The sequence below is a fragment of the Amycolatopsis sp. NBC_01307 genome (assembly GCF_035975215.1).
Classification (GTDB): domain Bacteria; phylum Actinomycetota; class Actinomycetes; order Mycobacteriales; family Pseudonocardiaceae; genus Amycolatopsis.
Genome location: NZ_CP108403.1, coordinates 10,524,209 through 10,543,105, shown reverse-complemented (window position 1 = coordinate 10,543,105; position 18,897 = coordinate 10,524,209). Strand labels below are relative to the sequence as shown.

16 protein-coding genes, 2 tRNA genes and 1 pseudogene are annotated in these 18,897 nt (G+C 68.2%); 8 read left to right on the top strand and 11 right to left on the bottom strand.

Annotated elements, in window-relative coordinates:
• The first annotated feature begins 451 nt into the window (after positions 1-451).
• On the top strand, positions 452-664 hold the full coding sequence (locus tag OG439_RS47650; protein ID WP_326946903.1) for a hypothetical protein: 213 nt from the start codon (positions 452-454) through the stop codon (positions 662-664).
• 91 nt (positions 665-755) lie between these two features.
• Here OG439_RS47650 and OG439_RS47645 read toward each other — a convergent pair whose 3' ends face one another.
• Entirely contained in the window at positions 756-881 is a 126-nt protein-coding gene (locus OG439_RS47645) for a hypothetical protein (RefSeq protein ID WP_326946902.1), read from the bottom strand.
• Positions 882-1,397: 516 nt separating this feature from the next.
• Positions 1,398-2,264, bottom strand: coding sequence for a hypothetical protein (locus tag OG439_RS47640; RefSeq protein WP_326946901.1), 867 nt, complete (start codon positions 2,262-2,264; stop codon positions 1,398-1,400).
• A gap of 848 nt (positions 2,265-3,112) precedes the next feature.
• Here OG439_RS47640 and OG439_RS47635 point away from each other — a divergent pair.
• The 6 genes and pseudogenes from OG439_RS47635 to OG439_RS50535 all read left to right on the top strand — a co-directional run.
• Positions 3,113-3,352 carry a DUF397 domain-containing protein gene (locus tag OG439_RS47635; RefSeq protein WP_326946900.1) on the top strand — a complete coding sequence of 80 codons (240 nt, stop codon included), beginning with the start codon at positions 3,113-3,115 and terminating at the stop codon, positions 3,350-3,352.
• A 155-nt stretch (positions 3,353-3,507) separates the two neighbouring features.
• The gene (locus OG439_RS47630; protein ID WP_326946899.1) at positions 3,508-3,879 is read left to right on the top strand and encodes a helix-turn-helix domain-containing protein; all 372 of its coding nucleotides are present in this window, start codon (positions 3,508-3,510) and stop codon (positions 3,877-3,879) included.
• Positions 3,876-4,385 (top strand): Scr1 family TA system antitoxin-like transcriptional regulator, encoded by a 510-nt coding sequence (locus OG439_RS47625; protein WP_326946898.1) that lies wholly within the window; start codon positions 3,876-3,878, stop codon positions 4,383-4,385. The genes OG439_RS47630 and OG439_RS47625 overlap by 4 nt, the downstream gene beginning before the upstream one ends.
• A 68-nt stretch (positions 4,386-4,453) precedes the next feature.
• On the top strand, positions 4,454-5,329 hold the full coding sequence (locus OG439_RS47620) for an SAM-dependent methyltransferase (RefSeq protein ID WP_326946897.1): 876 nt from the start codon (positions 4,454-4,456) through the stop codon (positions 5,327-5,329).
• Positions 5,330-5,476: 147 nt separating this feature from the next.
• On the top strand, positions 5,477-5,599 hold the full coding sequence (locus tag OG439_RS47615; protein ID WP_326946896.1) for a hypothetical protein: 123 nt from the start codon (positions 5,477-5,479) through the stop codon (positions 5,597-5,599).
• A 29-nt stretch (positions 5,600-5,628) separates the two neighbouring features.
• A pseudogene (locus OG439_RS50535) lies at positions 5,629-5,928 on the top strand (recombinase family protein); the annotation flags it as partial.
• A gap of 24 nt (positions 5,929-5,952) precedes the next feature.
• Here the strand turns inward: OG439_RS50535 and OG439_RS47610 are convergent.
• The 5 genes from OG439_RS47610 to gltX form a co-directional block, all read right to left on the bottom strand.
• Positions 5,953-6,594 carry a hypothetical protein gene (locus tag OG439_RS47610; protein WP_326946895.1) on the bottom strand — a complete coding sequence of 214 codons (642 nt, stop codon included), beginning with the start codon at positions 6,592-6,594 and terminating at the stop codon, positions 5,953-5,955.
• A 161-nt stretch (positions 6,595-6,755) separates the two neighbouring features.
• Positions 6,756-6,828, bottom strand: a tRNA-Glu gene (locus OG439_RS47605).
• A gap of 101 nt (positions 6,829-6,929) precedes the next feature.
• A tRNA-Gln gene (locus OG439_RS47600) sits at positions 6,930-7,001 on the bottom strand.
• Between the two features lie 59 nt (positions 7,002-7,060).
• On the bottom strand, positions 7,061-7,795 hold the full coding sequence (locus OG439_RS47595; protein ID WP_247064033.1) for an HAD family hydrolase: 735 nt from the start codon (positions 7,793-7,795) through the stop codon (positions 7,061-7,063).
• 202 nt (positions 7,796-7,997) lie between these two features.
• Complete coding sequence (gltX, locus tag OG439_RS47590; protein ID WP_326946894.1) at positions 7,998-9,476, bottom strand: glutamate--tRNA ligase; 1,479 nt, start codon at positions 9,474-9,476, stop codon at positions 7,998-8,000.
• A gap of 105 nt (positions 9,477-9,581) precedes the next feature.
• On the opposite strand from gltX, the gene OG439_RS47585 reads away from it, so the two are divergent.
• Complete coding sequence (locus tag OG439_RS47585) at positions 9,582-10,820, top strand: FAD-dependent oxidoreductase (RefSeq protein ID WP_326946893.1); 1,239 nt, start codon at positions 9,582-9,584, stop codon at positions 10,818-10,820.
• A gap of 70 nt (positions 10,821-10,890) precedes the next feature.
• On the opposite strand, the gene OG439_RS47580 is transcribed toward OG439_RS47585, so the two are convergent.
• From OG439_RS47580 to OG439_RS47565, 4 genes are all read right to left on the bottom strand, one after another.
• Positions 10,891-11,661 (bottom strand): fumarylacetoacetate hydrolase family protein, encoded by a 771-nt coding sequence (locus OG439_RS47580; RefSeq protein WP_326946892.1) that lies wholly within the window; start codon positions 11,659-11,661, stop codon positions 10,891-10,893.
• 31 nt (positions 11,662-11,692) lie between these two features.
• Positions 11,693-13,297 (bottom strand): citramalate synthase, encoded by a 1,605-nt coding sequence (gene cimA, locus OG439_RS47575; RefSeq protein WP_326946891.1) that lies wholly within the window; start codon positions 13,295-13,297, stop codon positions 11,693-11,695.
• Positions 13,298-14,118: 821 nt separating this feature from the next.
• Positions 14,119-15,156 (bottom strand): 3-isopropylmalate dehydrogenase, encoded by a 1,038-nt coding sequence (locus OG439_RS47570; RefSeq protein WP_247061922.1) that lies wholly within the window; start codon positions 15,154-15,156, stop codon positions 14,119-14,121.
• A gap of 227 nt (positions 15,157-15,383) precedes the next feature.
• Positions 15,384-18,746 (bottom strand): S8 family peptidase, encoded by a 3,363-nt coding sequence (locus tag OG439_RS47565; RefSeq protein ID WP_326946890.1) that lies wholly within the window; start codon positions 18,744-18,746, stop codon positions 15,384-15,386.
• Positions 18,747-18,897 lie beyond the last annotated feature (151 nt).

The window sequence follows — 18,897 nt, the reverse complement described above, 5'->3', positions numbered from 1 at the left end:
TGCATTGTTCGAGACTTCGCGGACGATATCGAGTCCCACCACCCGAATGCGACGCCCGGGCGTGCGAGTATCGGTTCACAACACGGAGGCCATACGGCAATAGCCACCCCAGGCCGACTGAACGGGATGCCGTCGCCGGCATTCGAGACGGCCCGGCGATCCGCAAACCCGGCCCCGATGAGGCACCCCGCCGGAGTGCGCGCGCCGCGACGGTCGACTCGGGACACGACGCCGGCCGCGGAGTTGTCATCATGATCGGCACCAGCAGAGCACTGGTGGGTGCACGTGGCCGGCACCCCTGGAACTACGCCGATCGCCGGCCGCCGCACGGCGAATTCATGGCGTCGGCGGTTGCGTGCGGAACACACGCCAAGCACCGCAGACAGGGCATTCCCACGATGCAGTCGAGCAAGTCCGTCACGTCCCGGGCCAGCGGGTCACCGCAGAGGGCATGCAGCACGAGCGGCGTCGGCATGTCGGCGGGCAGCGCGACGAAATGCACCTGCCGGTCACGTTCCCCGACGCGGCGCCCGTCGGCACGGGGGACACCGAGCCGGATTCGAGCGGCGACGACACGGCGGCTTCGGACGCGGTGTTCGGCAGACATGGCATGTCCTGTTCGTCGATGTGGGCCACCCATCAGGGCAGTGTTGTTCCCAGGTAGCGGCGAAGATGCGATACTCAGTGGCGCGGGACCGGCCGGGTAACGATCGGATTCCGGCCCCGCGCCACGGTTCTTCGGGAGAGGAGCCGGACTAGCCGATCAGGAAGTGCGCCTGATCAGCGAGGGTGGCCAGCAGGAACAACAGTGGCGTGGCGATGAACACGATCACCACACACCCAGCCCTGCTGGCCTCCCTTTTCCGATGCTTTCCGGCCACATGGCCTCCTTGTGTTTTTCGGGCTGCTTACACAGCCGGCGGCTCCTGCCCACGGCAGGAGCCCCAGCGCATCCGAGCGCCGAGGTCTTCGGGAAATGCCTGCACAGAGGCGTCTTACGCCGAGAAGCTCAGCACCGCCGGGGCCCAGGCAACCGACGGCCACACCTCCTCGCCTCGCACGTCGCACAACCATTGCCCGGGAATCAGCAAGCATGAAGCACCTCCAGGTTTTACGTGGTTCTTGTCGACGAAGTGTCACGGTTGACGTTATCCGGTGGCCATTCACCCCGGAACCGCTCCACGACCAACGGACCACATGGTGCGACGACCGGCTTTCGGGTCGACCAGTAGAACGTAAGTAGCCGATCAGTTGCCCGGAAACCCCCGGCCCGCCAGCAATCCGAAACTATTGTTCACCTAATTCGGAACTGAACAGCAACCGCACTGTTCCACCAGTTGCGCATTAGTGTCTTTTCACTTCCCCTGCAGGTCGGCGCAGGTATCCACCGGCGGCGATCAGCCGCGCAACGGCCGGGGACTCGGCAGGTCCGACACGACGGCCGGGCGAAGCTGCTCGTTGATCAACTGCCGGATCGTGTCGATGGATGCCCTCGGACACTTCTCCCGCAGCGACTGCTCGAGCAAGCTCCGGAGCCGCTGATTCTCGGACCGCCCTCGCCAGTTCGCGACCTGCTCCGATCTCAGGTCGGCGTTGAGCACCTCGACCCGATCGGCAAGTTCACTGGCCGTCTTCGCGGTCGCCAGCAATACTTTCCGCAGCGCGACCGGGTCGTCTATAGGATGTCGCCGCGCGTCGGCCGGCCGGACCTCGACGGGCCTCTCTCGCCGCTGGTCGTCGAATCCTTCCGCCGCGTCGCTCGGGCCACCGGATCCCCGCGGCACACCTTCACGGAAACCCGGAGCACCGTCTTCACCATCGGCCAAGATCATCTCGATCGTGACAACAGGCTCTTCCAGCCAAGCCGGCGCCGACAACGGCCCCTCGTAGCCGCACACCGGGCGATCTCGTCCCACGGTCCGCGCGAACAGAGCCGCCGCCCGGCCCAGCACGGCGCCCCGGCGAGCGAGTGGCACCGCGACGTCGACGATCTCGACGATCCGCTCCCACGGCGGCGGGCTCGTCGCACCTTGACCGATGGACTTGGCCAACAGGTGCAGCAGCGAATCCTCGGTCTTCCCGGCGCACCAATGCCCTTCACGGCTCCCGTAGGCCTCGATCAGGCGGCGGCGCGTTTCCGCGAGGCTGCCCCGATCGTCGGCGAAGCTCACCAGCAAGAACAGCACGAGCTTCCGCTCGTCGAGCGTGAGCGGGGAGTCCTTCTTGTCCGTGTCGAAGGCCGCGGTCGACGAAAGTCTTCCCAACGCGGTCCGCCCCCTTACGCGCGGACCGCGCCGCCGTTCACGGGCGCACACAGCTTGCCCCCTCGCCGGGCATCGAGCCGACGCCGAGCGTCGTCAAACGCATAGTGGTTCACCTTTGCTTCCGCGGTACATCACGCAGTTCCGCAGCAGCACCACTCGCCCCGACCGCGAGTTCTGCGACTTCCGGACCCGGTCAGCCCCCACCGTCTCCCGTGCACTCCGTGAAATAGGAAGAGCGAGGCGAATGGCCTCAACGGAGTCCCAACCTAGCCGCATGAACATCGCGGTCCACATATGCACGAGCACCGGCCGACTGCTCCGGTGCGCGAATACCCCTCACTCTAATGCGCCAAAGTGTCACACGTCGGAGACGCAGAGCCTCGTCATTACCCGCCTGACACCCACTTTCCGTGCCAGCGGACAGACGCTGGACTCACCACAACGGCCTAGTGATGGCAACCCTTGACGCAGAAGGCGGGGCACCGCCGAAATATTCAGGATCCCAAGAGGAATACATCACCACCCCGGCATAAGCCGGCGAGCCGGCCACCTCCTCGGCGGCCAGTCGCACCGGCACCCACGGCGACAATCGGCGGACCACGACATACCGGACACATATCGCCAGGCAAATTCACAGACCCATGAAATGCGCGCCAGTTCGACTTACCCGCGCATTGGCACTCGCTTCCGCATGTGCACCTTCACAAGCAAGAGACCATTCGAGTGAATACTTCACCCCTCTCAGCGGTGCTGCATGCCATCGCCTTGCAACTGGAATATTCGAGATCTAATGCTGAATAAGGCCAGATATTCCAAATCCGGACTTGCCCTTGACATGAGGGGGACACATGGACATCCCAACCTACGACCCGATGGCCGCCGCGGCGGCGTTCGACCCCGCCGGCTGGCAGCGGAGCCCGCGGTGCGGGCCCGATCAGGGCGATTGCGTCGAAATCAACTTCACGCGGCCCGGACTGGTGGCGATCAGGGACACCAAGCTGGCGAACAGCCCGGCCCTCGTGTTCACGGTCTCCGAATGGAACTCCTTCACCAGCGGCCTGCACCAGGACGACTTCCAGCGGGGGTGAGCGAAGAACCCGCCGTTGAGCGGGCTCGCCTCACAGGGTGAAGCGTTGCTGAAACCGGACAGGTGAGAGACCGGCACATAGCCACTCAGCGTGGGTGACCGGCGGCCGCGCCACTATCATCGGGAGGACAACTTCTCCCGATTGGACGACCTGAAGTGACGCGGCCGCCCTCCTCTCCGGACGACATCCAGCAGCGCAAGCAGCTCGGCCTCACGGTGCGCACCCTGCGCAAGCGAGCCGGGTTGACCCAGACCGAGCTGGCCACCCTGGCCAGCTACCACCAAACGGTGATCAGCCGCTTGGAGAAGGGGTACAAGCTCAGCACCGGCGTCCTCGAGAAAGTCCTGCCGGGTCTCGACGTCTCTCCGGCGGAAGAAACCGAGCTTCGGGAGCTGAACCAGGCCAACGAGCAGGGACGTGAGCAGCGGGAGGACAATCTGATCAAGGACGGTGCGCCGTGGTTCCGCAGGGTTTGCAATGTGAACCGTCCGCGACCGCGGTCCAGAGCTGGACCGGCGAGCGCTTGAAAGGACTGCTGCAGGCCGAGAGTTACATGATCGCCCAGTGCATCGAGGACGGTACCGAGGACATCGCCGACGCAGTGAGCGCACGAACCGGACGCACGATCAGGGCGTTCACCGAGAACCCGGATTGCCGGTACGAGTTCTTGATCAGTGAAAGCGCGGTCGATCGGCTCGCCCGGTGCGAGACGGTGAACAAGTACGTCGCGATCGACCAGCTCAAGCACCTGCTCAACCTGATGGAGCGGTACTCGAACATCGATGTCCGCGTGGTCCCGTACGCCCAGCGGCTGCATGTCGGCCCCGACTTCACGATCATGGAGTTCGCGGCCCCGGAACCCGCGCTCGGTTACAGCGACCTGCTGCGCACCCTGGTGACGACCGACCCCGGCGGCCTCGACCTTGGCTACCTCCACGGCTGCTGGGATCAACTGCAACGATCCACCTTCACCGCCGAAGAGACACGCAAGGTTCTCGAAAAGGCACTCCATCGATGCCAGGGGTCACCCTGATGCCTCCTGTCGAAGGCAAACGCACCGAATAGAATTAGCTGATCACAGACGCTACGGGGAGCGGAAAAGTGCCGAATTCAGCTGGAGAGAAGTTCCCGCCGGCCGGTGTGGATCTCAGCCAACCCAGCATCGCCCGGATCTACGATTACTATCTCGGCGGTGACACCAACTGGGAAATCGATCGCCAGTTCGCCGATAAACTGCTGAAAAAGTTCTCGATCCTGCGGCCGATCGCCCGGTCGAACCGGCTGTTCCTCCACCGCCTGGTCCGGCACCTCACAAAACAGGGAATCCGGCAGTTCGTCGACCTGGGATCCGGAGTGCCGACCATGGGCCACGCCCACGAAGTCGCCGACCAGGTCGCCCCCGGCGAGGTACGCGTCGTCTACGTCGACCACGAACCGGTCGCCGTCGCTCATTCCCGCAGCCTGCTGCGTCAGTACGGCGACGAGGACCGGCACACCGCCATCCAGGCGGACCTCCGCGATCCCGAAGGTCTGTGGGAAAAGATCGGGCAAACGGGCGTCGTCGACCTCAACGAGCCCGTGGCGCTCCTGATGATCGCCGTCCTCCACATCCAGCAGCTGCCTGCTCCCGGCAGCCCCGTCTCCGACGACCTCGGACCACAACTCGTCGCCACCTATCGGAACATGCTGACGAGTGGTTCCTATCTGGCGATTTCCCACGTCACCAACGACGGCGTGTCCAGCAAATCCGCCGACATGCTCACCCGCATCAAAACGATGTACGACAGCTCGGGAAGCCCGGTCATCTGGCGGTCGAGAAGCCAGATCGAGGACCTCTTCGGTGATTTCCGGCTCATCGATCCCGGCCTGACATGGACGTCGCTATGGCATCCCGAAGAAGCGACGATCACCGACGAAACGCCCAGCCTCGAGGCCGACCAGTCCATTGTGCTCGCTGGGGCAGCGAAGAAGGCTTGAGCGCAGCAATCCGGGCAATCACCAGACGAAACGAGGTGCGCGTAACGCCGCGGCCGGCTCGCGACTTCCGCGTACCAGGACAGGCCGGCTGGGAAGAGGCCGATGGAGCTGCAGTTTAGTCACCGGCGGGACGGGCTCGTTGTACCGGTGGCGGTTCGCCGACGCGGCCGCCCTCTCGAACTGGAACGCGCCGACGTCCCGCTCTTCGCCTCCGAACAGTCCTGGGGTGGGCTGTGCACGCACATCCGCGACGGCTGGAACATCGGCTAGCCGCCTTACGGGTATAAGGCGAAGGTCAGATCGCCCACTGGCGCTACCACGAGAAGCTCGGCTGTTCGACCATCGCCGACCTGCTCAACGCCGACCTCGAGAAGTACCCGCCACCTGAGGCGCCATGCAAGGCGCGTACCCGCGGCGCCTGGACCCGCAGCTCCGTTTACAACATCCTGTGCAACCCGAAATACACCGGCCACCAGGTCTTCAACCGCCGCGCGACGACATCCAAACGCGGCAAGGTCAACGAGCCTTACAAGTGGGTCTGGTCTCCTCAGCCGGTCCACGAACCGCTGATCGAACGGTGGATGTTCGACGAGATCAACGTCAATCGCGCCAGGAAGCGCGGCTCACGTGACGATGACACGCTCAACAACCATCCCCAGACCAAACGCAAGTACGTCCTTCGCGGACGAGTCGTCCACAGCTGCGGTCGTCGCATGACCGGCGACACGAAGGCCTCGGGTGTGGCCTACTACCTCTGCTGGCCCCGCAAGAACAACCGGGCCACACCACACCTGCATCCCGGCTTGCCCGCGTCGATCCGCTTGCGTGAAGACGAACTCCTGGAAGCCATCTGCCGGTTCTACGCCGACCGGCTCTTCGGCCCCGAACGGCGAGCGATCCTCGAAGTTGAGCAAGGCAGCATCGATGATCATGCGGTCTTTGAACGAGAAGCCGAGCGAACCCGTCGGCAGAAGCTGCTTGCCACGATCACCCGCCAGCAGGACTCGATCATGCGGCAAGCCCGCGAAGGCGACCCGGGCGACCCCTTCACCCGAGGGCTCCGCGAAAGCTACAACGACCTCGAGAGCCAGAAGAAGGTTGCACTGTCCGCCATCGCAGAACTGGACACAGCCGACCAGAAAGCGGCGCCGATCGTGGCCGACCTCAGCCGGCTCGATGCGCTTCCCTACCTCGCCGTGCACCTGGCGAAGGCACCGCGGGAGCTCCTGTACGAGCTGTTCGACGTCACTCAGCTCAGCGTTCACGTCCACGGACTCGGGAGCGAGGTGACGATCACAGTTAAACTACCGGTTGATCAGCTTCCCAAGACGGCGGAAGCCGCGGAAAGGATCTCCGACGCCATGACATCCACAGAACCAAAAAACGCAGCTGACCTGGGTCAACTGCGTTCGGGTGGATGCTGTTGTACCCCCGATGGGATTCGAACCCACGCTACCGGCGTGAGAGGCCGGCGTCCTAGGCCGCTAGACGACGGGGGCTTAGGAACTTCCCTGGTCTCCCAGGGGCTTTTCTGTTTTTCTTGCTGGAGAGAACTTACCAGAGGCGATTTCTCGCTCTGCAGGGGGGTCACTCTCCGCAGCTGGGGTACCAGGACTCGAACCTAGACTAACTGGACCAGAACCAGTCGTGCTGCCAATTACACCATACCCCAGTGAGGTACTCTGCCGACCTGAACTACCGGTCTGGCTCAGCACCGCACGAGAGGAAATACTAGAGCACGCCGTTCCGGACGGTGAACGCGGGGGTGTCACTGCGGCGCTGAGCGGGGACGCCGATCGTCGCGTACTCCGAAACCAGCAGCTCAGGCAGCTCGGCGAGGCCGGCTACCGTGTGGACGCCCTCGGGGGCGCGCTCGCCGATGCCGTCGCGGTCCAGCCAGACCGCGCCGAGGCCGGCGTCGCGGGCGCCGATCGCGTCCGTGTCGAGTTTGTCCCCGACGTGCACGGCCTGGGCGGGTGCGCAGCCCAGGCCGAGGCAGACCGTGTGGAACATCACCGGATCGGGTTTCGCCACCCCCAGCTCGCCGGCGATGGCGACGTGATCGAAGAACGGCGCGAGGCCGAGATCGGCGATTTTCTTGCGCTGGTGAACACCTGACGCGTTCGTCACGGCGGCCAGGACGAGACCGGCGGCGCGCAGCCACTCCAGGCACTCGAGGACGTCGTCGAACAGCTGCCACGACGTGTCGAGCAGCTCGCGGCGGCGGCGTTCGAACGACCGCACCTGCTCGTCGTCGGCGAGGATGCCGAGCTCCGCCAGGAAACAGTCCGTGCGGCGCTGGTGCATGGTCGCGTAGTCGATCTCCCCCGCGACGACGAGCGCGACGTGCTCTTCGGTGATCAGGTCCCACAACGGCCAGAGATCACCCCGGCCGGTGAGGATGTGGAGGCTGCGGCGGATCGCGGCGGTGCAGTCGATGAGGGTGTCGTCGATGTCCAGGCACACCAGCCGGAGCGCCGGCGGCGCCCAGGGCTCGGGCGCCGCCTCGGCGGGGGCGGTTCGCGACGGGGTCCGGGGTGCCAAAGCGAAATCCACCCAGTGAGGCTAGGGCAACGGCAGCGTTCGCGACGCTGCCAAAGAGGTGATTGCCGCTCGCCTGTTCCGGCGTGGTCGCTCTACTCCCAGTTGGCGAACCGTCTTCTTTCGGTTATCCGACCATTGCGCGGCGCAGGCGTCCCAATGAGACGTCGCGGCCGAGCAGCTCCATCGATTCGTACAGCGGCGGGGAAACGGTGCGGCCGGTGATGGCGACCCGGACGGGCGCGAAAGCCTTGCGGGGCTTGAGACCCAGACCGTCCACAAGCGCGTCCTTCAGCGCCTGCTCGATGGCCGCGGTCTCCCACGACGGCAGCGCTTCGAGCGCCGACAGCGCGGCTTCGAGCACCGGCCGCGCGGGCTCGCCGAGGTTCTTCGCCGCGGCGTCCTCCTCCGGCGCGAAGGTCTCCTCGTCCGCGAACAGGAAGCGCACCATCGGAGACGCGTCCGCGAGAAGCGTCACGCGCTCCTGGACGAGCGGCGCGATCGCGTTCAGCCGCGCGACCTGCTCGTCGCTGGGCGAGTCCGGCAGGACGCCCGCCGTGACGAGATAAGGCGTCACCCGGCTCACGAACTCGGCCGCCGGCAAGGCCCGGACGTGCTGGCCGTTGATGGCTTCGGCCTTCTTGACGTCGAAGCGCGCCGGGTTGGCGCTGACCTTCGTGACGTCGAAGGCGGCGATCAGCTCCTCGGGGGAGAACACGTCGCGGTCGTCCGCGATGGACCAGCCGAGCAGGGCCAGGTAGTTCAGCAGCCCCTCGCGGATGAAACCGCGGTCGCGGAGGTTGAAGAGATTCGACGAAGGGTCGCGTTTGGACAGTTTCTTGTTGCCCTCGCCCATCACGTACGGCAAATGGCCGAACCGCGGCGTGAATTCCGCCACGCCGACGCGCTCCAGCGCCGAGTACAGCGCGATCTGCCGCGGGGTCGAGGGCAGCAGGTCCTCACCGCGCAGCACGTGCGTGATCTTCATCAGCGCGTCGTCGACCGGGTTGGTCAGCGTGTAGAGCGGGTCGCCGTTCGCGCGCACCAGCACCGGGTCCGGGATCGTGTTCGCCGGGAAGGTGATGTCGCCGCGGACCAGGTCGGTCCAGCCGAGGTCGGTGTCCGGCATGCGCAGCCGCAGCACCGGCGCGCGGCCCTCGGCGCGGTAGGCGGCGCACTGCTCGTCGGTGAGGTCGCGGTCGAAGTTGTCGTAACCCAGCTTCGGGTCGAGGCCGGCCGCCTTGCGCCGCTCCTCGACCTCTTCGTTGGTCGAGAACGCCTCGTAGAGCTCCCCCGCCTCGAGGAGCTTCGCGGCGACGTCGGCGTAGGTCGCGCGCCGCTCGCTCTGGCGGTACGGCCCGTACTCGCCGCCGACCTCGGGGCCCTCGTCCCAGTCGAGGCCCATCCAGCGCAGCGCTTCGAGCAGCTGCTCGTAGGACTCCTGCGAGTCGCGCGCCGCGTCGGTGTCTTCGATCCGGAACACCAGGCTGCCCTGGTGGTGCCGGGCGAAGGCCCAGTTGAACAGCGCCGTGCGGATCATCCCGACGTGCGGGGCGCCGGTCGGCGAAGGACAGAAACGCGCGCGAACCACCGATGTCTCACTCATAGCCCGATCAGCGTATCCGTCGCCACATCGCTTGACGCACGGACCGGGGCGGGTGCATCCTCGCCTTATTCAACAGACGATGAAATAGACGGGGAGATGGTGGAGATGACCGAGCGCGCGGGGTGCGTCGTCGTGGGCGGCGGGCCGGCCGGGATGGTCACGGGACTGCTGCTGGCCCGGGCCGGCGTCGAGGTGACGGTGCTGGAGAAGCACGCCGACTTCCTGCGGGACTTCCGCGGCGACACGGTCCACCCGTCGACCCTGACCCTGCTCGACGAGCTGGGGCTGGGCGAGAAGTTCGACGCGCTGCCGCACAGCGAGATGCGCTCGGCGGGCTTCCCGCAGGAGAACGGCGAGCTGATGCAGCTGGCCGACTTCACCCGGCTGAAGGTGGCGCACCCCTACGTCGCGATGGTGCCGCAGTGGGACTTCCTGGATCTGCTGGCCGAGAGCGCGCGCAAGGAGCCGACGTTCGTCCAGCGGATGGAGACCGAGTGCACCGGGCTGGTCCGCGAGCAGGGCCGCGTCGCCGGCGTCACCTACCGCACGGCCGCCGGCGAGACCGGGGAAATCCGCGCCGACCTGGTGATCGCCGCCGACGGCCGGTGGTCGCTGGCCCGCCGTGAGGCCGGGCTCGTGCCGCGCGAGTACGACTGCCCGTTCGACGTCTGGTGGTTCCGGCTCTCCCGCGGCACCGACGACGTCGACGGCATGCTCCTGCCGCAGATGCGGGACCGCCGCTTCGCCATCCCGCTCCCCCGGCCGGACTACTTCCAGATCGCCTACCTCGGCCCGAAGGGCGACGACCTGCGTAAGCAGGGCATCGAGGCGTTCCGGGAGAACGTCACGCAGATCCTGCCCGGGTTCGCCGACCGGGTGCCCGAGCTGACGACGATGGACGACGTCAAGTTCCTCGACGTGCGGATGAACCTGCTCAAGAAGTGGCACGTCGACGGGCTGCTCTGCATCGGCGACGCGGCCCACGCGATGTCGCCGGTCGGCGGCGTCGGCATCAACCTGGCGGTGCAGGACGCGGTCGCGGCGGCGACGCTGCTGGCCGAGCCGCTGCGGCGCGGCCGGCCGCGCGAGGCCGACCTGGCGAAGGTGCGTGGCCGGCGGCTGCTGCCGACGCTGCTGGTGCAGGGGCTGCAGCGGCTGCTGCACGGGACCGTGGTCCGGCAGGTCATGGCGGGCAAGCGCAACGGCCCGCCGGCCGGGATGATCAAGCTGTTCGCCCGGTTCCCGCGGCTGTCGTACGTCCCGGCCCGGCTGCTGGGCCTGGGCCTGCGGCCGGAGCACGCCCCGGCCTACGCCCGCCGTCCGATGGAGCCGGTGCAGCGGTAGCGCGCCGGAAAGCCGTGAAGGCCTCCTTCCCGGCTCTTAGCGCCGGTAAGGAGGCCATCACGGACTTCGGTCAGATGCTCTCGACCGGGTTGGTCAGGGTGCCGATGCCGTCGATGGTGATCGAGACGATCTGGCCGCCCTCGATCGGGCCGACGCCCTCCGGGGTGCCGGTGAGGATGACGTCACCGGGCAGCAGCGTCATCACGCCGGAGATGAACTCGACCAGCTCGGGGATCTTGTGTACCAGGTCGGAGGTGCGGCCGTCCTGCTTCAGCTCGCCGTCGACCTCCGAGCGCAGCGCCAGGTCGGACGCGTCGAGGGACGTCTCGATCCACGGCCCGAGCGGGCAGAACGAGTCGTAGCCCTTGGCGCGGCCCCACTGGCCGTCGGACTTCTGCAGGTCGCGGGCGCTGACGTCGTTGGCCACGGTGTAGCCGAGGATGGCGCTCGCGGCGCGCGCGGCCGGCACGTTCTTCACCGGCTGGCCGATCACGATGGCCAGCTCGCCCTCGAAGTCGACGCGGCCGACGCCGGACGGGCGGCGGATGGCCGCGTTCGGGCCGATGACCGAGGTCGACGGCTTGATGAACAGCATCGGCGAGGTGGGTACCTCGTTGCCGAGCTCGGCCGCGTGCTTGGCGTAGTTGCGGCCGACGGCGATCACCTTGGACGGCAGGATCGGCGCGAGCAGCCGGACGTCGGCCAGCGGCCACCGCTTGCCGGTGAAGTTGGGCTGGCCGAACGGGTGCTCGGCGATCTCCAGGACCTGGGCGTCGTCACCGTCCCCTTCGACCGAAGCGAACGCGACACCACCGGGATGAGCAATACGGGCTAGGCGCACGCGGTCAGTCTACGTGCGCTCCCCCCGCCACTCAGGCCACGGTCGTGCTCTTGTGCACCAGCGCGTCGCACAGGGCCAGCCAGCTGGCCTCGACGATGTTCCCGTGCACCCCGACCGTGGTCCACTCGCGCTCGCCGTCGGTGCTCTCGACCAGCACGCGCGTCACGGCGTCGGTGCCGGGGTGGCCCTGCAGGATCCGGACCTTGTAGTCGGCCAGGTCCACACTGTCCAACCAGGACAGGTGCGGGCTCAGGGCCTTGCGCAGCGCGGCGTCGAGGGCGTGGACCGGGCCGATGCCCTCGGCGGTGGCGATGACGCGCTGGCCGCCGACGTGCACCTTGACCGTCGCCTCGGAGACGACCTCGGCGTCGGCGCGGTGGTCGAGCACCACGCGGTAGGACTCGAGCTCGAACGGCGCCTCGACCGGGACGTCGGCCTCCTCGCGCAGCAGGAGTCCGAGGGAGGCGTCGGCGGCTTCGAAGGACCAGCCCTCGGCTTCGAGGCGCTTGACCTTCCGGAGCGCGCTCGTCAGCGCTTCGGGCCGGCCGGCAAGGTCGACCCCGAGCTCACGTCCCTTGAGCTCGAGGCTGGCCCTGCCGGCCATCTCGGTGACCAGTACCCGCATGTCATTGCCGACGGAAGACGGATCGATGTGGTTGTACAACAACGGATCCACCTTGATCGCGCTCGCGTGCAGTCCCGCCTTGTGAGCGAAAGCCGACGCCCCTACGTATGCCTGGTGGGAGTAGGGGGCGAGGTTGGCGATTTCGGCAAGGGCATGGGAGACCCGGGTGAGTTCGGCGGCGCCTCCGGTCGGGAGGACGTCCATACCGAGCTTGGTCACCAGGTTTCCCGTCACGGCGAAGAGGTCGGCGTTGCCGGCCCGCTCCCCGTAACCGTTGGCGGTGCACTGGACGTGCGTCACGCCGGCCTGCACCGCGGCGACGGAGTTCGCCACGGCGCAGGAAGTGTCGTCCTGACAATGGATCCCGAGCCGGAACCCGGTCTTGTCCTTGACCTCCCGGACGGTTTCCGCGAGCCCCAGCGGCAGTTGCCCGCCGTTGGTGTCGCAGAGCACGAGGACGTCGGCGCCCGCGTTTCCCGCGGCGTCGAGGATCCTCAGCGAGGTTTCGGGGGAATGCGCGTAGCCGTCGAAGAAGTGTTCGGCGTCGAGGAAGACCCGCCGGCCTTCTTTCGTGAGGAACCCGACGGTGTCGCGCACCATGGCGCAGGCCTCGTCGACGTCGACCCGCAGGGCGCGTTCGATGTGCCGCAGATCGGATTTCGCGACGAGCGTGATGACCGGGGCCTCACTGTCGAGAAGGGCCTGGACCTGCGGATCGGCGTCGGCGGTGGTGCCGGCCTTGCGGGTCGAGCCGAACGCGACGAGCGCGGCGTGCTTGAGCTGCAGCTCGCCTTTCGCGGCCCGGGCGAAGAATTCCGTGTCCTTGGGCAGCGCGCCCGGCCAGCCGCCTTCGATGAACCCGACGCCCAGTTCGTCCAGCAGCCGCGCGACGGCCAGCTTGTCCTGGACGGAGTAGGAGATGCCCTCACGCTGCGCACCGTCGCGCAGCGTCGTGTCGTAGAGGTGGAAGGCATCGCCGAGGGGGGTATCGGCGGGCTCCTTGCGGGTCACGGTCTGTCTCCTCGATGCGATGGCGGCGGTTTCGGGCGGTTCTCGGGCGGTTCCGAGCGGTTTCAGGCAACAAAAAAACCTCCCGCAGGGGTGCGAGAGGTTGCGCGCCGGGAGCTCTTGTGGAGCTATCGTCCGGCGCGCTCGATGATAATGATCGCGAAGCTGGTCACAGCCGCATCATGCCACAGGCTTTCGACGGAAGTCCACAACCTGGGCCAAGCTCCCACCATCCGGGAACGCCGCGCGCAGACATCCCCCGCCGCGCCCTAGGGGGCCGGCCCCGCATCCAGTTTATCGGCGCCCACGGACAGAACCGCCTGGAAAACCGTTCCACGGCCGGGTTGTCCACATCACGGCGGTGCTGTGGACAACCAGCGACCGCCCGGCGCCGCGGTCGGCGCGAGCACAGCACGAGCGGCCCGCTCGCGACCAAAGCCGCACCAACGGGCCACTCGCGCTACCCGCCGAGCATGAGCGGCCCGTTCGTCACCGGACCCGCACCGGCGGCCCACACGCGGCATCAGCGCGCGAAAGGGCCCGTTCGCACCACCTGCGCGCGAACGGTCCGTTCGCGACCGAAGCCGCAACAGCGGTCCACTCGCGACGCCGACGCGCGAAAGGGCCGTTCGTGACACCAACCCTGCACGCGAGCGGCCCGTTCGTGACGCCACCTACGCACGAGTGGCCCGTTCGCGACCAAACCGGCACCAGCGGCCCACTCGCGACGCAAGCGCGAAAGGACCAACCGCCACACACAGACACACGAAAGAGCCCCGCACCGAATCGCGGTGCGGGGCTCTCCGTCAAGCAGCAGGCAAGTCTCAGCCGGTGCGGACGTTCGACGACACGAGGGCCGCCAGTCGGTCACCGACAGCCGTCGTCGCACCCGGCGACGCCTGGTCCCGGGTCGCCAGATCAAATGCCACCGAAGCCTCGATGCGGCGCGCGGCTTCCTTCTGGCCCAGGTGGTCCAGCAGCAGCGCCACCGACAGCACCGCGGCCGTCGGGTCGGCCAGGCCCTGGCCCGCGATGTCCGGCGCCGAACCGTGGACCGGCTCGAACATGCTCGGGTTGCGGCGGGTCATGTCCAGGTTGCCGCTCGCCGCGAGGCCGATTCCGCCCGTCACCGCGGCCGCGAGGTCCGTGATGATGTCGCCGAACAGGTTGTCCGTCACGATGACGTCGAACCGGGACGGGTCGGTCACCAGGTGGATCGTCGCCGCGTCCACGTGCGAGTAGGCGACCGTCACCTCCGGGTGCTCCAGCGAGACCTCTTCGACGATCCGCGACCACAGCGACCCGGCGAACGAGAGCACGTTGGTCTTGTGCACGAGCGTCAGGTGCTTGCGCGGCCGGGCCTCGGCGCGGTTGAACGCGTCCGCGACCACCCGCCGGACGCCGAACGCCGTGTTGATGCTGACCTCGGTCGCGATCTCGTGCTCGGTGTCCTTGCGGATCAGGCCACCGGTGCCCGCGTACGGGCCTTCGGTGCCTTCGCGCACGACGACCATGTCGACGTCGCCGGCGTCGGCCAGCGGTCCCCGGACACCCGGGTACAGCCGCGCCGGGCGCAGGTTGACGTGGTGGTCCATTTCGAACCGCAGGCGCAGCAGCAGGCCGCGCTCCAGGATCCCGCTCGGCACCGTCGGATCGCCGACCGCGCCCAGCAGCATGGCATCGTGCTGGCGAAGCTCACCCAGCACCGACTCCGGGAGCAGCTCACCGGTCGCGTGCCATCGCGCGGCGCCGAGGTCGTAGTTCGTGATCTCCGCCGTAGGTGCCACTTCACCGAGCACCTTCAACGCCTCGGCGACCACCTCGGGCCCGATCCCGTCTCCTGGGATCACCGCGAGCCGCATCCACACACCTCCGTCGACCAGGCCACCGGACGCACCGATGGCCCACCGCAACAAAACGCCAGCAGCCGGAAGGTTACCGGCCGTAGACAAATGGCCGTAGCCGCACCACCCTTATGCCGCATCCTCCCGCAGGGTGAGACACCCGATTGGGTGAATAACAGTGGGGCGCCCCGGCGGATACCCGCCGGAGACGCCCCTGAACCTGCACAGATCGATCTTCCGGCCCCCTAGTGGCGGCCCGCCCCGATCGGCTGACGGTCATTCCCCGGCCGGGCACCCTGGGCCGCGTCCACCTTGACCACGTTCGCCCGGTTCCCCGCGGCGTTGTGGTGCTCGATGGCGAGCAGCCCGAGCGCGTTGTCGGCCGCGGCCGACGCCGCGTTCCGGGTGACGACCAGCGCCGTGCCCGGCTTGGCGACGTAGCCCAGCGCGGCGTCGCCGCCACCCTGGACCGCGTAGCCCGGCGCGAGCGCGTCGAACGACAGCGGCGTGCCGACGTAGTCGATCAGCCCGTTCGTCGTGCCCGGAGCGACGTAGAAGCCGCTGACGCCCACCGTGTAGGAGATGCGGTGGGTGTCGGCGGTCGCGTCGATGCCCAGCGCGGCCAGCGAAACCGGCAACGTGATCACGTTGGTGTCGAACACGTTGGTGTCGACGTCGCCGAGCTGCCCGTTGACGGCCTGGATGTCGACGGTCGGGAAGCCCGGGGTCAGCGCGACCGTGACCGCGATCAGGACGTCGGTCGCCGTCGCCTTGGTCACGTAGGTCTCGAAGTCCGGCGCGCCGTCCCCGGTGGTGTCGATGTCGACGAACGGCGACGTGTTGCTGCCGATGTTCGCCCAGTCGCTCCAGGTGGACAGGCCGAACGCGAGGATCGCGTTCTCCGGCTCACCCTGCGCCTTCGCCAGCGGAGCGGTGGAAGCCGCGCCGATGTAGCGGAGGTCGCCGCCCTTGGCGGTCCGGTTCACCGTGCAGTCGGTGATCACGTCCGCGTCGCACTCGGCCAGCTGCGGGGACTCCGCCTGCAGCTCGAGCACGCTGATCAGCGAGCGGTAGCGCTGCGCGCCGGTGCCCTGGTCGACGCCCTTGCCGCTCAGGTTCAGCACGGCCTGGGTGGCGTCGGGCGCGAATTTGACCGACGCCGGGGTCGAGATCGCCGACACCGGCTTCGGCGCCGCGTAGACCGAGACCCGCAGCGGCACCTTGGCCCCGCTCTTCGGGGTGAAGGCGACGCGGCCGGAGGCGTCCGCGACGAACTGGCGGGCGAGCCCGGCCTGGACGGCCTGCATGGTCGGGTCCATGACCTTGCGCAGGGCCTTCGGGTCGGTGATCTTCAGCGTCACCTTGACCTTGGCCGTGCCGCGCGGCGAGAGCTTCACCGTCGGCGTGTCCACTGTGTACTCGACGCCCGGCAGTGCATTGACCGCCTGGTAGGCCACCGAGTACTCGGCCGCCGTGACGCCCTTGTTGACCAGCTTGATCGTCTTCGACAGCGTCACCGGGCCACCGGCTTCGACCGTCCCGAAGCTGACGCTGACCGCGCCCGGGTCGTCCTGGACGTAGGCGAGCACCTGGTTGTCCAGCGCCGCCTTGGCGTCGATCCGGCCGCTGCCGACGCGCTGCGGCGCGAAGGTGTGGCCCGCGCCGTCGGTGACGTCGTGGCCGGCGGTGTCGATGACCGAGGCCTTGACCTCCTCGACCGACCAGTCCGGGTGGGACTGGCGGACCAGCGCCGTGATGCCCGTGGTGTGCGGGGCCGCCATCGACGTGCCGGACAGCACGGTCCGGCCGTTGCCGCTGCCGCGGAACGCCGAGGTGATCGTGTCACCGGGGGCGGCCACGTCCGGCTTGAGCGCCGGGCCGCGGGTGCCGCGCGAGGTGAACGAGCTCGGGGTGTCGACGATCTTCTTGTCGTACGTCTGGATCGACGCGCGACCGGTGCCGTAGAGGCGCACCTGCAGCGTGCCCGCGGTCAGCGACGCGCGCAGCGGCGCGGTCGCGGAACCGGTGAACTGGAACATCGGGATCGCCGCGTTGCCCGCGATGCCCGCGCTGAAGTGCTCCAAAGTGGACGACAGGAGCGCGCCCTTGGCCCCCGCGGCCTGGGCGTTGTTCGCCCGGACGGCCGAACCGCACGCGCGGGTCGAGTCGTTGTCGTCCCACTCCAGCCAGACGAACTTGCCTGCCGCCTTCGCCTTGTCCGCCGCGGAGTACGCCGCGCAGCCCGCGTTGTTCGCCGCGGACAGCGCGACGACCGGGGCGGTCAGGTTCAGCGTGTCGTAGCCGGCGTAGCTCTGGCTGTACTGGCCGGTCTTCTGGCCCTTGGCCGTGGCGGGCGCGGTGACCTCGGCGGCGTCGCGCAGGACACCCGCGTCCCGCGTGCTGGCCACGGTCAGCGCCTCGGGCGTGTTGCCCGGCGAGCCGGCGATGTCGTTGATGTCGCCGCCGTTGCCCGCGGAGATCACCGGGAGCACGTTGTTCGCGGCGAGCTTGCGCACGAACAGCGAATCCGGGTCGTCCGGCGCGCCGAAGTCGGAGCCCAGCGACAGGTTGACGATGTCGAGGTGGTCGGTGAAGTCGCCGTCGCCGTCCGGGTCGAGCGCCCAGTCGAGCGCCTGCGAGGTGACGTTCGTCGAGCCCGCGCAGCCGAACACCTTGATGGCGTAGAGGAGCGACTTCGGCGCCGTGCCCGGGCCGATCTGCATCGCGTCGACCTTCTTGGCGTCGAGCTTCTTGTAGTCGCCCTTGAAGGTCTTGCCGTCGGCGGTGACGCCGAAGCCGCCGATGGTGCCGGCGACGTGCGTGCCGTGCTCACCGCAGGCCAGCGGGTTCGGGTCCGGCGCCGGGGTGGTCTTGCCGGGCGTCGCGGCGTCGTAGTCGTTGCCGACGAGGTCGGTGCCGCCGACGACCTTGGCGCTCGGGAACAGCGGGGTCGGCTTGGTGCTGTCGACGCTCTTGTAGGCCGCCGGCGTGCCGGGGCCGCCGAAGTCGGCGTGGGTGTAGTCGATGCCGTCGTCGATGACGCCGACGCGGACGCCGTCGCCGAACTTGCCGGTCTGCTGCCACGCGGCGAGCGTGTTGGTCAGCTGCTCGGCGCTGGCGTTGGTCCGGGTCTTCGGCACGACGGTCCGCACCGAGACGACGTCGGCGCGCTTCGCGACGTCACGCAGCTTCGCGGCGTCGGCGGTGACGACGACGCCGGGGACGGCGTTGGCCGTCTGGGTGACGGTCTGGGGCTGGGCGCCGGCGGTGCGCAGCTGGCCGAGCACGGAGCTCACGGCGGCGGCGGTGTCGTCCTTGGCCGCGCGGGCCGCCCGCTTGGCGGACTCCTTGCCCTGGGGCTGCGCGGCGGTGAACGCGTCGACGGCGGGCTTCTTGGCCAGCTCGACGAACGCGGTGACGCGGCCCTGCGCGGCGGCCAGACGCGGCTCGACCTTGCCCTGCAGCTTGGCGTCGTCGATCTTCGCCGGCGAGACGCCGTCGGCGAGCGGAGCGTCTGCCGCGCTCGCGACGGGCGCCCCGAGCGCGGCGGCCAGCACGACGGCGAAGGCCGCCGTCGTGGCGCGCGCGGGTAAGCGGGATCTGCTCATGAGTGGGCCCCTTACTCGAGGTCTGGACCCGAACCTGCCTGCCGCTCCTGGCACCCCCGACGGTGAAGCACGGCAACCGCGCCGTGCCCTCGACGACGCGTGGTTCAACCTCGCGGGGAGAACCTAATGCCCCAAAACACCTACTTAGGTA